Raw genomic sequence first — 12,675 nt, forward strand, 5'->3', positions numbered from 1 at the left:
AGCTGAGGCGTCTTTTTTTCGCTATTAAGGTGCTTAGAGTATCTTTACTCCTTCATTTAGACTGATTGACCCCGCGAAGACCGCATTATCTGACCCAATCGTAATAGATTTGTAAGAGCAAACATTACGACCCAGTTTGTGTTTCTCTAGCAAGTGGCGGAAATTCATGATGGTTTTATGGTTTGTGATCACGCCTTCTAATGACAAGCCTGCAAACAACCTCATTGATGTGATCTCATAGAGTGCATCTTCCATCGCTGGATCACTTATGTTGTAACAATTTTGCATAAAATGAATGCGTAGCATTGTAGCGAGAGTGACGGACGCCGACCGTTGCCAGCTTTAGGTAGGACGGAGCAATTTGAGCTTCAAACTGTTTGCTATGGGATAGTTCATTCATCTGTCAAAGGAAAAGCTCTTTGAAGGTTTTACAGAGTTTGCTGATGAATTCGGTATCGGCGAAGGAATGCTGGTTCATGGTGGGCAGGAATTACAGTTGATTTAAGTCGGCAAGATTGTTTTATGTTACCTACTTAATCGCATGTTCCCTAGCTCACGAAAAAACATTAGATATGGACTGTTTATAGCTGCAAAGTAATTGGAGATTGCCTGCGAGGTGATCTGTGTTCATTCTTAAGTTTAATCAGGTTTTAGGTAAAACTGTACTTGCGGAAGTATTCATAAGGTTAGTGTGATAGAGCAAAAAATATCAAACTTTAATGTCGCTTGTTTGAAGTGAAGGTAGCCAAAAAATATCAAACATTACCTCTCTCTATCTACAAAAAAGCCTTATTTTTATATCAAACTATAATGTCGCCGTACAATTGTTTTCTCCATGTTTCATCATAGATCTGGCTGTGCTTTTCAAAGCAAGCCAAGCTCAGTTAGTGAAACAACCACAAAGAAAACAAGATGAGGAAAGAGCGAGAGGGCTGGGTACACAGTCGAATTAGGTAGATACGGCTGTCACTTCCCTTTCGACATCCTCTTTGGGTTGTCGATAAGGCAGTGAGCAATGCCCGAACTTGGTTTGTTGGAACCCGACACCAAATTTGACCGCTTCTACTCATTGCGTCACGCAAACTATTTGCGCTACTTATGACTAAGCAACAAGCAGGCCAAATAAATTTGCCTATAAATTCGGCAATAATACGGTTGTTAGTGCTCTGTTCTGCACTTGAATTGGGCGAGTTGTGAGAAAGTTGCACCAAGAATATATCTCACAGTGAGAGAACTAAGCCGTTTCATAAGCGTGTGCTGTGTCGTTATGGTCACTGATGAGGCTGGTACAAGGTTTGCTTGTTAAAGAGGTTAGATTATTGATGAAATGAAGAGTAGAAGCGGTTAAGCCTTGTGGCCTGGACATTGCTCTTTCCTAAATAAGGAGAGTGTTATGCCCCAGTATTTGATTCGCCAAGCCAAAGCCGTTGCAGGTTATGAGTTTCCTCAAGATATCCGTATTAAAGATGGCGTGATTGCCGCCATTTCTTCCACATTAGAACGCGAGCCTGATGACGAGTTGATCGATGCGTCAGAGTGTGTGGTTTATCCAGGGTTTGTAAATACTCACCATCACCTTGCCCAATCTATTCTAAAAGGCGTTCCAGCAGGCTTAAACCAAGGTTTAGGTGAATGGTTAGCCAGCGTACCATATCGTTTTTGGCCACAAATCACGCCAGATTTAATGTATGTCGCAGCGAAATTAGGTCTGTACGAACAACTGCGGTCTGGTGTGACCACCTGTGCTGACCATCATTATTTGTACCATGCGAGTACATCGCCGGAGTTGGAAGACGCTGTTTGGCGTGCAGCGGAAGACTTAGGGATTCGCTTGGTGTTGTGTCGCGGTGGTGCGACGGTGCAAGGCAGCCATAAAGGCATGCAAGACAGCGGCATTGTTCCAGAGTCATTGGATTTGTCACTGGATCGTCTTGATGCTTCCTACAAACGTTATCATGACGCTAGTCCACTCAGTATGCGACGCTTGGTTGTTGCGCCGACTAGCTTGGTTCACACCTCACCAGCAGAAGACTTACGTGGTTATGCTCAGTGGGCAAAAGAGCGAAACTTACTGCGCCATTCGCATTTATTAGAAGTGTCTTTTGATGAGCAGATGGCGCAACAAAACTTTGGTATGAGCGCGATTGATTACGCTGGTCATTGTGATTGGTTAGGCGATGATGTGTGGTTTGCTCACTTGGTGCAAGCTGATGCCCATGCGATTGAGTTGCTGGCGCAAACCAAGACTCGAATTGCCCATTGTCCAACATCAAATTGTCGCCTTGGAAGTGGTATTGCACCAGTGCTAGCGATGGAAAAGGCGGGTATTCCCATTACTCTTGGAGTGGATGGATCGGCATCCAGTGAAAATGCTTCTATGCTACAAGAGTTGAATCTCGCGTGGTTGTTGCATCGTACACAGGGTGGTCCAACAGCAACGAACGTGACACAAGTACTTAAATGGGGAACACAAAATGGCGCGGATCTTTTGGGGCTTAAAACAGGTCAAATAGCCGAAGGTTATGCTGCGGATTTGGTGTTGTATTCCCTTGATGCGCCGCGTTTTTCGGGCGTACACAGCCCGTTAGAAACGCCAATCTTATGTGGTGAGCCAGCACTGATTAAACACAGCTTTGTGAACGGTAAGCGAGTGGTTGAAAACGGCCAAGTGCTGGGCGTGGATGAAGCCGAGTTAGTGCATGATATAAAAGCCGCTGTGTTGGCGTTGTTAGCGAAATCGCCAGTGAATTGATTGTGAGATTCTCAGTGAATTAATTGGAGATAGAGCAGCGGACGAGTAAACTATTGATCCATTTTACTCGTTGCTAAGGAACAGGATGTCACTCTCTCATTCATCACAACCCACTGGATTGCATGTAAAGCGCTTGGCTGAAAAAGAATTGGTGGCCTTGTTTGCTCTGATGATGTCGCTGACGGCGTTGAGTATGGATGCCATGTTGCCGGCGTTTCCTTTCATTGCCGAGTCTCTGGCGGTGGTGGATTATCAGAAAACCCAGTGGATCGTCTCAGCAATGATTTTGGGCATGGTCTTTGGGGAAATTTTCTTTGGGCCTTTGTCCGATGCCATAGGCCGTAAAAAGAGTATTTTACTTGGTATCTGTGTGTACCTTGTTGGTTCGGTGGTGGCGTTGTTGGCGTCGTCCATCGAGATGTTTTTGCTGGGTCGCATGATACAAGGGTTTGGTGTTGCAGGGCCAAAAATAGCGTCTCGTGCCTTGATACGAGATATGTACAAAGGCGCGGCGATGGCGCGCATTATGTCCTTTGTGATGATGGTGTTTATTTTAGTGCCTATGCTTGCTCCCTCTATTGGGCAGCTCGTGTTACAAGTCGCAGATTGGCGTTGGATTTTTGGTTTGTTGATGACTCAAGCAACCATTGCGGGATTATGGTTGCTGCTGCGTCAGCCTGAAACTTTGTCGAAAGAAAACCGTATTCCACTCAACCGAAAACGATTAGTGGCCGATGTTCGTATCATCCTTAGCCGTGGTGATGTCATGGCCTATACTGTGTTATTGGGCTGTATTTTTGGTGGTTTGATGTTGCATATAAGCACTGCCCAATCCATTTTTCAGGATGTGTACGACACGGGGGATCGCTTTCCTTTGTTCTTTGCCATGTTGGCGATTGGCTCTGCTGTTATCAATTTCTCAAACGGCAAGATTGTACTGCGAATCGGTATGCTGCGCTGTGTGATAAGTGCGTTGAGCGTACTGTTAACTTCTTCTTTTATTTTGCTGTTATCGACTTTTTACTTTGATGGTGTGCCGCCTTTTGTGCTCTTTATGGGGTTGGGAATGGTGATGTTTTCCTGCTTCGGTATGGTGTTTGGAAACGTAAACGCCATGGCGATGGAGCCGCTAGGAAAAATGGCGGGGCTTGGGGCTTCCGTTATTTCATCGTTATCCAGCTTTCTGGCGATTATTTTATCGACCGTGATTGGGCAGTTTTATCACTTTACTGTGACGCCATTGGCAAGCGGCTTTGTTATTTTTTCTATCATTGCTTTTGTAATGCTGAGATATGGGGACAAGTACAGCCAGCGTCATACCGAAGAATAAGGTTTTTCAGCGCATAGTTGGTTGGGTGAAGGTGGGTGTCATCCTGTGTTCACCAAAATAGGTTAGAATGTAAGCTCAGTTTTTAAGTAAGAGCATACCTATTTCTATGTCATCTCAAATATCCCAATCTGATTCCTTAGCGAAGCAACTCTTTTCCATGACATGGCCAATGATGTTTGGCATTTTGTCGTTGATGAGTTTTCAGCTGGTGGACAGTGCCTTTATCGGACAATTGGGTATTTTGCCCTTAGCTGCACAGGGTTTTACTCTGCCCATTCAGATGGTTGTCATTGGTCTGCAAGTAGGGTTAGGGATTGCAACAACGGCGATTATTTCTCGTGCTTTAGGGGCGGGGAACACGCGTTATGCCAAGCAATTAGGTGGTTTGGTATTAATGATGGGAAGTGTGGGGATCGCTTTCTTTAGTGTGATCATTTGGCTATTACGCCATCCTATTTTGGCGTTACTGAGTGCGCCGGATTCTGTTTATCCTGTTATCGATTCTTATTGGCCTCACTGGTTACTCAGCGCTTGGGTCGGGGCGTTGATCTATTTTTATTACAGCATTTGTCGGTCTAATGGGAATACCTTGTTGCCAGGTGTCATGATGATTGTGACCAGCGTGTTGAACTTAGTGCTGGATCCTATTTTTATCTTCACTTTCGATCTTGGTTTGAACGGGGCTGCTATGGCGACCACAGTGGCGTTTGCTCTAGGTACTTTGATTGTTGCGCCGCAAGTCGCTCGTAAGCATTGGGTTACCTTTGATTGGCAAGATCTCAATGTCGGCAAAAGTTTGACGTCGATAGGTCATATTATGGGACCTGCGATGGTTAGCCAGCTACTGCCTCCTGTTTCTTCTATGTTGGCGACTAAACTGATTGCTGGGTTTGGTACGGCGGCGGTGGCGTCTTGGGCATTGGGCTCACGTTTTGAATTTTTCTCTATTGTTGCCGTGTTAGCGCTGACTATGTCGATGCCTCCCATGGTCGGGCGATTACTAGGCGAAGGGCGCTTAGATGATGTTCGTTATGTTGTGCGTTTAGCCTGTCGTTTCGTATTATCATTTCAACTATTGGTTGCAGTGGTTACTTTCTTCGTTTCGGGCATGTTGGCAAACTTGATGACCAGTGATGAAGAAGTATCGATGATTTTGCATTGGCATTTGATGATAGTGCCGGTGAGTTTAGGTTTGCTCGGTATCTGTATGTTGATGGTTTCTATCTCTAATGCGTTAGGGAAATCCTACACAGCATTGACGATATCGGCTTTACGACTGTTTGCTTTCTTCTTGCCTTGTCTATGGATTGGTTCTGAATTAGCCGGACTTAAAGGGCTGTTCTTCGGCGTCTTGATCGGTAATGTTCTTGCGGGTATTTGTGCTTGGCGTATGTATCGCAGAGCGCTTGAACAGGTTGAGAAAAAGCTAGTACAGAATAAGACGTAATACCGCAATATCGTCCAATCTTTTCTGTTTGTTATTGGTTAGTCTATATCTATTGTTTCAGGGGCTTAAGTCTGGTCCTGACGCATTCTTATGAATTTAAGTTACAAGGAATTTAGACTTAGATGCGCCTTTAAGAATTCATCAATTAACCGTTTTTTTAGTCTTTTGTTAGACGCTTTCTCTTTGGGTAAGCGTGAAATGTGCGTGCCTACGTACTATCAAAAGTAGTCTTGTTCCGGAGAGTAATGCATTGAATAAAATCAATATTAACGAAAAGTTTGGATTGTTCACAGAGGAGTGGGCTCCGAAGATTATTGCGGAATCAAATGGCCAACTAGTTAAAATAGCAAAGGGAAGTGATGAGCTTGTTTGGCATACACATGAGCATGAAGATGAACTTTTTATTGTGTTCAAAGGGCAACTGACTTTGCAGATGAGAAGCGGAGATGTTGTACTCAACACTGGTGAAATGTTTGTTGTCCCTAAGGGTGTAGAGCATTGCCCTAAAGCAAAAAAAGATACTCATTTTATGATGGTTGAGCCTTTATCGACAGCTCATACTGGCAAACTTGAAAGTGAAGTAACGGTATCATTCGAGAAGCAAGATTGGATATAGCGCAATAACAAGTTGATACTGAGCTAGTGCGGAATAAGTTGTAATACCGCAATATCGTCCAATCTTTTCTGTTTGTTATTGGTTAGTCTATTGTTATTGATTAGGCTAGTTTCGGGAGGTTGTGATGTCAGTAGAAAATCATTTTCAGTTTGCGAAAAGTGCAGCCCTCGATGAGGTGATGTTGCTGGAAGCCTCTATGAGCGATTTTTCTTATGGCACTCATGCCCATGAGGAGTTTTCTTTCGGCGTAACTTTATCTGGTCGTCAGGATTTTTTTGCTTTAGGTGAACATCACAAAAGCTATGCTGGCAATGTGATTGTGTTTAATCCGGAAGAAGCTCACGATGGTCATTCAGGTGCGGATGATCCTCTTCACTACAAGATGCTTTATGTCCATCCTGATCAATTAACCCCCATGCTTGAAAGTGCTGGTATTCGTCGCTCGCAAGACTTTCGTATTGAACTTCCTGTGCAACAGGATGCGGTGCTCAAAGCGCACATTTTGCGCTTGGCTGCTTTGGTAGAAAGTTCTGCTACGTCTGCGCTGGAGTATTCCTCTGCTTTGTTTGAATTTGCTGAATATTTGGCACGGCAAAAGGGCATTCAAATAGAAGCTAAGCAGCGCGTGAAAGACCCTGTCTTTGAACGAGTGCGCGAGTATTTACATGCTCATGTGGGTGCAGAAGTGTCACTTGATGAACTCAGCCAAGTGGCGCATATGTCGAAGTACCATTTATTGCGCTGCTTCCGTGATTATTTTGGTATGACGCCTCATCAATATTGGCAAAATTACCGTATGAACCGCGCCAAAGATGCGCTTGAGCTGGGCATGCCTCCAGCCGACGTCGCCTTTACCTTTGGCTTCACCGACCTGAGTTATTTTAATCGTCGATTTAAGCCGATGTTTGGGCTAACTCCTTATCAATTTAGGCGTACTTTGCTGCGTACCTAGCGGCAAACTTCATCTTATAGCTAATTCTTTTTCTATTACGTCTTTTTATCAAATACCCATTTGAGGAGTTCCTATGCTCGCAATAATCATCTACGCCTTTGGTGTCATGTACAGTCCAGGCCCTGCTAATATGTTGGCACTTTTGGCTGGCGTAAATGGCCAAGGCTGGCGTGCGTTTCTGTATTGTGTCGGCGTCGGGCTGGCTATGCTGATCTTATTTCTTCTGATTGGTTATTTAGGTGGTGATATTATTCCTCTTGAATATCAATCGATTATTGCCATTCTAGGTGGGGTTTATATTGCTTATCTAGGAGTGAAAATACTGCAAGCGAGTTTCCAGCAGGCAGAGGTGAGAGCACAAGACAAGGCTGTGAGCTTTAAAACGGGTCTGATTCTTCAGTTGTGTAACCCTAAATCGTTGGTGGCCATTGTGCCGATTGTTAGCGTGCAATTTCCTCGCTTTCATATTGAAGGCAGTCAAATTGCCGTTTGGTCATTAGGGCTTGCCGTTATGGCATGCGGAGCGCCAAGTGTGTATTTGTTGGCGGGTTCTCGGCTTAAAAAAGCAGCGATGAATCCCAAGGTAATGGCTTGGGTTAACCGCGTAATGGCGCTATTGCTATTCTATGTGGCCTACCGATTTGTTTTTTACTAAGTGAAGAGGGAGGGAGGCGTCGCGCTGTCTTCTTTTGCTCTATGTCCGTTTTATTCTCATTAATTTGTCACAGACGTAAGCTATAACCTAGGTATAATGACCATCAGATACTGAGTATATCGAGGATGTAGCATGTTAAGATTTTTTAAAATCCGCAATGGATTGATTCAAGAGATTAAAGAAGAAGACGAGAACTTTGTCACTCTGCAAAAAGAAGCCAACTGGATTGATGCTGCCGAGCCGGATGATGATGAACGCTTGCAACTAAAGGCGTTATTACGAACGGACCTTCCTGAATCCGATGATGTGGAAGAGATTGAAGCGTCCGCTCGTTGTTTTGTCGATCAAGCTGGCATTCATGTTCACTCTTTATTTTTGAACCAAACGGAAGGGCGTCATAAAACATCTACGGTTGCCTGTATTTTGCAGCAAGACAGGCTAATCACTATCCGTGAAACAGAGTTAGCCGATTTCAGGTTGTTGCGTATGCGTGCTCGTCGCGGGCAAATTATTGTCGATTCTCCAGCTCATTTATTAGTGACTTTACTTGAGAATAAAGTGGAGAACCACGCGGATACGCTAGAAGATTCTCATCGTCAGTTGGAAGACGTGAGCCACCTAGTGTTAGAGGATGACGAAACCGAGCTGGATACCATTATCGAAAAATTAGCGCGTCTAGAAGACAGTAACGGAAAAATTCGTCTGTGTTTGATGGATACGCAGCGTAATATCTCTTTCTTGTTGCGACATTTGCCTAATCGACAAGATTATTCAGAAACCTTACGTGAGGTCATGCGTGACGTTGAAACTCTGATGTCTCACACGACTTTTTTATTCGATAAAATCAACTTTTTGATGGATTCCACTCAGGGCTTTATCAATATCGAACAAAACAAAATCATCAAAATTTTCTCCATAGCCTCGGTGGTGTTCTTACCGCCAACCTTGGTTGCTAGTATTTACGGGATGAACTTTGAAATCATGCCTGAGCTGGGGTTTGATTACGGCTATCCGGCGGCATTAGGTTTGATGGTTTTTTCTGCGTTTGCGCCTTATTGGTACTTTAAACACCGCGGTTGGTTATAAGGTTACTTAATAAATTACTGCTATAAAACGGCATGATTTAATAGATACCTATGTGATCATGCCGTCCTTCTGTCTACTTCCCTGTGTATTTTCTTGTTAATAGACTGTTCTAGTCTGTATATCTTTCTATTTGAGTAATTACTTATTGAAAACGTGGTTGAGAATGACTACCATTTGTTTAGTGTTTTTTATTCATTGGAGAGTGTCGTGGAAGATTCAGTTCAACAGAAAATAGTCGACTTTTTGCAGGTCGGTGGGCCTGTGGTATGGATACTGATGGTATTTTCTGTCGTTGCTCTGACAATTGTTTTGTTAAAGCTATGGCAATTCTCTTCACTTCGCGCAGAAAGCTTGAAGACAAGTAATTTGGCTTTGAGTGAGTGGCGTCAAGGTAGTGGCGAAGACGCACTCGAAAAACTCGATGAAAAACGTCCGATTGATGCATTAGTTGCTTACACAATGCGTGCCTTGCTAGCGACCAATACTCGAGCGGATCTTATTCGTGAAGAAGTAGAACGTCGCGCTATGAATCAGCTCAATCAGTTGCGCTCTTATCTTCGCCCTTTAGAAATCATCGCGACTTTGAGCCCATTACTAGGTTTGCTTGGCACGGTATTAGGCATGATAACGGCTTTCCAACAAATGGAAGGTGCGGGCAATCAAGTTGACCCTTCTGTTCTATCTGGTGGTATTTGGCAAGCGTTGTTAACCACAGCAGTCGGTCTAGCAGTCGCTATTCCTGTTGTGACATTACAAAGCTGGCTAGAGCGCAAAGTAGAGCGTATTGCCCATAATATGAATGACGCAGTAACACAAGTTTTTACCAGTAAAGAAGCCAAGCACTTGGTTGAAAAGGCTGCTCAAGAGATGTTGCATGCCGCTTAATTTGTCTCAACCAAAGCGTAAGAATGCGATTAGCTTAACACCACTGATCGATGTGGTGTTTATATTGCTACTGTTCTTCATGCTGACCTCGACTTTTGTACCTTGGCGTATTGTCGATACGCCATTATCTGTCGCCTCCGATGTTCAGACTCCGCCGCAAGAGAAAGACAACCTTATTCTGACCTTGAAGCAAAATAACGATCAGGTTTGGGTTGATGACCAAGCCATTAGTTTCTCCGATCAATCTCGTTTTCAAGCGCTCGTCACAGATCATAATGAGGGCGTTTTTGTCATCAAAGCGGAAGATGGCGTGACTCTACAGACCTTGATGCACCTTGCTGATCGCTTAAAACTTAATGGTGCAAAAACCGTATCGATTGCGAATGCCTTTGCTATGCCGGAGGCGAAATGAAGATAGGTGAAAAATACGCTGCGAGAAACGCCAGCAACGACGACAACATGGTGCCACTGATTAATGTGGTGTTCTTGATGTTGGTATTCTTTATGGTCGCAGGGCAGATTCAAAAAGCTGATCCTATCGCCGTTATTCCACCTCAATCGATTAACGATAACCGAGCGGCAACGGACCCAAATATTGAGATTGTACTGGGTGCGGATGACAGCTTATATGTGGATGATGCACTATTTGTCGTCGATGATATTCAAGCCTATTTAGAACAAGCATTTGCTACATCATCCGATCAAGACAGTTTTTGGGTACAAATCAAAGCTGATGGTGCCATTTCGTTAGAAAAACTTCGCCCCATTTTTAATCAAGTGCGTTTAGCGGGTCTTACGAAAGTCAGCTTGGCGACACAGCTGGAGCGGGAAAATAAATGATTTCCACGCGTCATTGGATTATTGCAGGTGGCTTGGCTATTTCTGTTCATACAGCTGCTTTCTATGCGGTATTTTACGCGCCATCTGTAGGTAGTCAGTCTGAGGGTTCACAAGGTATTGAGTTCGACCTAGGCATGGTGGGTGATCTTGGTGCTGCAGCTCAATCTACAGCCGCTCAAGAAGAAGTGAAAGAAGTTGATGAAGCAGTAGAAGAACCGATTGAAAAGGAAGAGGTTCAAGAAGAGGTAGAACCAGACCCCGTTGTTGAGCTAGAACCTGTGGTTGAACCAGAGCCAGTTGTAGAACCAGACCCCGTTGTTGAGCCAGATCCTGTGGTAGAACCAGAGCCAGTTGTTGAACCTGAGCCAGTTGTTGAACCAGAACCCGTTATTGAACCAGAGCCTGAGCCTGTTGAAGTTAAGCAAGCGTCTCCAATTGAAGTGAAAAAGCCAGAGCCGGAACCTAAACCAGAGCCCAAGCCAGAGCCTAAGCCAGAACCCAAGCCAGAACCGAAAAAAGAAGCACCAGTAGTTAAAGCGGCTCCTAAACAAGTTGCACCGCCATCAATGGCGAACCAAAAAGCCACAACGGGAAGCGCAGCGGCTGCAACCAGTGGCGGTAATCCAGGCGCTAAGGCAAATTATTTTACCAAACTAACATCGGTTTTAGCCCAGAATAAACGTTATCCAAGAGCGTCTCGTCGTCGTAATGAAGAAGGCGTTGTTTCCTTATCATTCGTGGCGCATGCGGATGGCTCTGTATCAAATGTAAAAATCACAGAGAGTTCTGGCCATAAGCGTTTGGATAATGCGGTATTGGACATGATAAAACGCTCAACGCCTTTGCCTAAATTCTCAAAGGATATGGTTGAAACGGAATTGCGAATTAACTTGCCAGTGTCCTTTAAGCTAAGTGATCTTAGATAAGATAGTGAACCTGAGATACTGAAGAATAAAAACGCCGCGCTTTGAATATGAAAGCGCGGCGTTTTTGTTTCAAAAATAGCTTACTGAGCAATGAGAATTTTCGGCGCTGGATTCTTTGGTAGTAATAACCAAACCTTGCCAAAATGCTTTAGCTGGCCCGCATGAAAGTGGGCTTCTTCCCCAATGCCCTGATACCAATCAATGTGCCCCGGCCCTTTGATCGCACCGCCTTTATCTTGCGCTAGCAAAAGACGAAACTCATGGCCAACTAGGTTACCGTAAGTGTCTAGCTTCGGAACTTGTGCCAATAAAATGGAGCCAAGTGGAATGACATTGGGGTCAACTGCGGCGGAATACAAAGGCGTTAATGGCACGTTAGCCGCACCAACTGGGCTTTTTGGCCCTTCGCTAAAAAACAAATAACTTGGATTGGTGGATAAAATCTCACGGTTCCTGTCTGGGTGGTCATTTAGCCATTGGCGAATGCTTTGGGCGGAAATATGGGCTCGATCGATCTCACCTCGCTCAATCAGTTCTTTTCCTAAACTGCGATAAGCATGTCCGTTTACCCCGCCCCAAGACAAGAGCTTCTGCTCACCATCTTCATATTGAACGACGCCAGAACCTTGCACATGCAAGAAAAAATTGTCGACCAAACTAGAGGTGTAAGCAATTTCTAATCCCTGTCCAGCGAGGGCATTTTCAAAGTCTATTTCTTCGCGAGAAGGGTAAGTTCCATCAGCATTTCGTTGTGCAGGTTTACGATAAAGCGGGTAGCGATACACTTCATCGGGTAAGTGGCGAACGGGTAAAACAGGTACATAGTAACCTGTGATTTGCACGTTGCCTCTTTGGTCTTGTCCCGACAATTGATGAGCAATCAGTTGCGGCTGCTGCGCGGGATTGTGTAGCCATTTACCAATTTCTTGGGCAACGATTTTTAAATCTGCCACGCTGGTTTGCGTGTTCTCAAGTACGAAATCTTTATCGCCAATGCGGTTCAAGTATTTTAGTTGTTGCTGTAAGCCACTCTCGAAGCTCTCGTCAGGCATGGGTAAACCCGGTGGTAGGCTTTCTTTTAAGTATAATGTTTCGCGTTTCAGTGCGGATGTGTCTCGGCCATTGTTTTCGAAGTCATTGGAGCTATCGATCTCGTTCACACTGCAACTGCTAAGCAGGGTAAAAG

The 12,675-nt window shown here is 44.5% G+C and carries 13 protein-coding genes and 1 pseudogene; 11 read left to right on the forward strand and 3 right to left on the reverse strand.

Annotated features, from left to right (window positions below; genetic code table 11):
* Window positions 1-120: 120 nt before the first annotated feature.
* Window positions 121-478, reverse strand: a pseudogene (locus tag AC2A4J_RS14210) (transposase); the annotation flags it as partial.
* A 756-nt stretch (window positions 479-1,234) separates the two neighbouring features.
* The gene (locus AC2A4J_RS14215; protein ID WP_255826885.1) at window positions 1,235-1,366 is read right to left on the reverse strand and encodes a hypothetical protein; all 132 of its coding nucleotides are present in this window, start codon (window positions 1,364-1,366) and stop codon (window positions 1,235-1,237) included.
* Between the two features lie 27 nt (window positions 1,367-1,393).
* On the opposite strand from AC2A4J_RS14215, the gene AC2A4J_RS14220 reads away from it, so the two are divergent.
* The 11 genes from AC2A4J_RS14220 (at window position 1,394) to AC2A4J_RS14270 (ending at window position 11,489) form a co-directional block, all read left to right on the forward strand.
* Entirely contained in the window at window positions 1,394-2,752 is a 1,359-nt protein-coding gene (locus AC2A4J_RS14220; protein WP_484176494.1) for an amidohydrolase family protein, read from the forward strand.
* Window positions 2,753-2,837: 85 nt separating this feature from the next.
* A complete protein-coding gene (locus tag AC2A4J_RS14225) occupies window positions 2,838-4,082 on the forward strand; it encodes a multidrug effflux MFS transporter (protein WP_484176495.1) in 1,245 nt (414 codons plus the stop codon).
* A gap of 106 nt (window positions 4,083-4,188) precedes the next feature.
* Complete coding sequence (locus AC2A4J_RS14230; protein ID WP_484176496.1) at window positions 4,189-5,529, forward strand: MATE family efflux transporter; 1,341 nt, start codon at window positions 4,189-4,191, stop codon at window positions 5,527-5,529.
* A gap of 250 nt (window positions 5,530-5,779) precedes the next feature.
* A complete protein-coding gene (locus AC2A4J_RS14235) occupies window positions 5,780-6,145 on the forward strand; it encodes a cupin domain-containing protein (RefSeq protein WP_114411510.1) in 366 nt (121 codons plus the stop codon).
* 124 nt (window positions 6,146-6,269) lie between these two features.
* A complete protein-coding gene (locus tag AC2A4J_RS14240) occupies window positions 6,270-7,097 on the forward strand; it encodes an AraC family transcriptional regulator (RefSeq protein WP_484176497.1) in 828 nt (275 codons plus the stop codon).
* Between the two features lie 73 nt (window positions 7,098-7,170).
* Window positions 7,171-7,752, forward strand: coding sequence for a LysE family translocator (locus AC2A4J_RS14245; protein WP_114411512.1), 582 nt, complete (start codon window positions 7,171-7,173; stop codon window positions 7,750-7,752).
* Between the two features lie 132 nt (window positions 7,753-7,884).
* Entirely contained in the window at window positions 7,885-8,838 is a 954-nt protein-coding gene (gene corA, locus AC2A4J_RS14250; RefSeq protein WP_484176498.1) for a magnesium/cobalt transporter CorA, read from the forward strand.
* Window positions 8,839-9,045: 207 nt separating this feature from the next.
* Window positions 9,046-9,723 (forward strand): MotA/TolQ/ExbB proton channel family protein, encoded by a 678-nt coding sequence (locus AC2A4J_RS14255; protein WP_484176499.1) that lies wholly within the window; start codon window positions 9,046-9,048, stop codon window positions 9,721-9,723.
* Complete coding sequence (locus AC2A4J_RS14260; protein WP_255826857.1) at window positions 9,713-10,135, forward strand: ExbD/TolR family protein; 423 nt, start codon at window positions 9,713-9,715, stop codon at window positions 10,133-10,135. Before AC2A4J_RS14255 ends, AC2A4J_RS14260 begins: the two co-directional genes overlap by 11 nt.
* Complete coding sequence (locus tag AC2A4J_RS14265; RefSeq protein ID WP_484176500.1) at window positions 10,132-10,563, forward strand: ExbD/TolR family protein; 432 nt, start codon at window positions 10,132-10,134, stop codon at window positions 10,561-10,563. Before AC2A4J_RS14260 ends, AC2A4J_RS14265 begins: the two co-directional genes overlap by 4 nt.
* On the forward strand, window positions 10,560-11,489 hold the full coding sequence (locus AC2A4J_RS14270) for an energy transducer TonB (RefSeq protein ID WP_484176501.1): 930 nt from the start codon (window positions 10,560-10,562) through the stop codon (window positions 11,487-11,489). The genes AC2A4J_RS14265 and AC2A4J_RS14270 overlap by 4 nt, the downstream gene beginning before the upstream one ends.
* Window positions 11,490-11,569: 80 nt before the next feature.
* Here AC2A4J_RS14270 and mltA read toward each other — a convergent pair whose 3' ends face one another.
* Window positions 11,570-12,649, reverse strand: coding sequence for a murein transglycosylase A (mltA, locus tag AC2A4J_RS14275; protein WP_484176502.1), 1,080 nt, complete (start codon window positions 12,647-12,649; stop codon window positions 11,570-11,572).
* Between the last annotated feature and the right edge of the window lie 26 nt (window positions 12,650-12,675).

Source organism: Marinomonas sp. ATLA20 (genome assembly GCF_057180105.1).

Bases quoted from the DNA above. Each gene is read 5' to 3' on its own strand.
- AC2A4J_RS14215 (WP_255826885.1), bottom strand. From the start codon at position 1,366: ATGTCCAGGCCACAAGGCTTAACCGCTTCTACTCTTCATTTCATCAAT.
- AC2A4J_RS14260 (WP_255826857.1), top strand. From the start codon at position 9,713: ATGCCGCTTAATTTGTCTCAACCAAAGCGTAAGAATGCGATTAGCTTA.
- AC2A4J_RS14230 (WP_484176496.1), top strand. From the start codon at position 4,189: ATGTCATCTCAAATATCCCAATCTGATTCCTTAGCGAAGCAACTCTTT.
- AC2A4J_RS14270 (WP_484176501.1), top strand. From the start codon at position 10,560: ATGATTTCCACGCGTCATTGGATTATTGCAGGTGGCTTGGCTATTTCT.
- corA (WP_484176498.1), top strand. From the start codon at position 7,885: ATGTTAAGATTTTTTAAAATCCGCAATGGATTGATTCAAGAGATTAAA.
- AC2A4J_RS14240 (WP_484176497.1), top strand. From the start codon at position 6,270: ATGTCAGTAGAAAATCATTTTCAGTTTGCGAAAAGTGCAGCCCTCGAT.
- AC2A4J_RS14245 (WP_114411512.1), top strand. From the start codon at position 7,171: ATGCTCGCAATAATCATCTACGCCTTTGGTGTCATGTACAGTCCAGGC.
- AC2A4J_RS14225 (WP_484176495.1), top strand. From the start codon at position 2,838: ATGTCACTCTCTCATTCATCACAACCCACTGGATTGCATGTAAAGCGC.
- AC2A4J_RS14220 (WP_484176494.1), top strand. From the start codon at position 1,394: ATGCCCCAGTATTTGATTCGCCAAGCCAAAGCCGTTGCAGGTTATGAG.
- AC2A4J_RS14265 (WP_484176500.1), top strand. From the start codon at position 10,132: ATGAAGATAGGTGAAAAATACGCTGCGAGAAACGCCAGCAACGACGAC.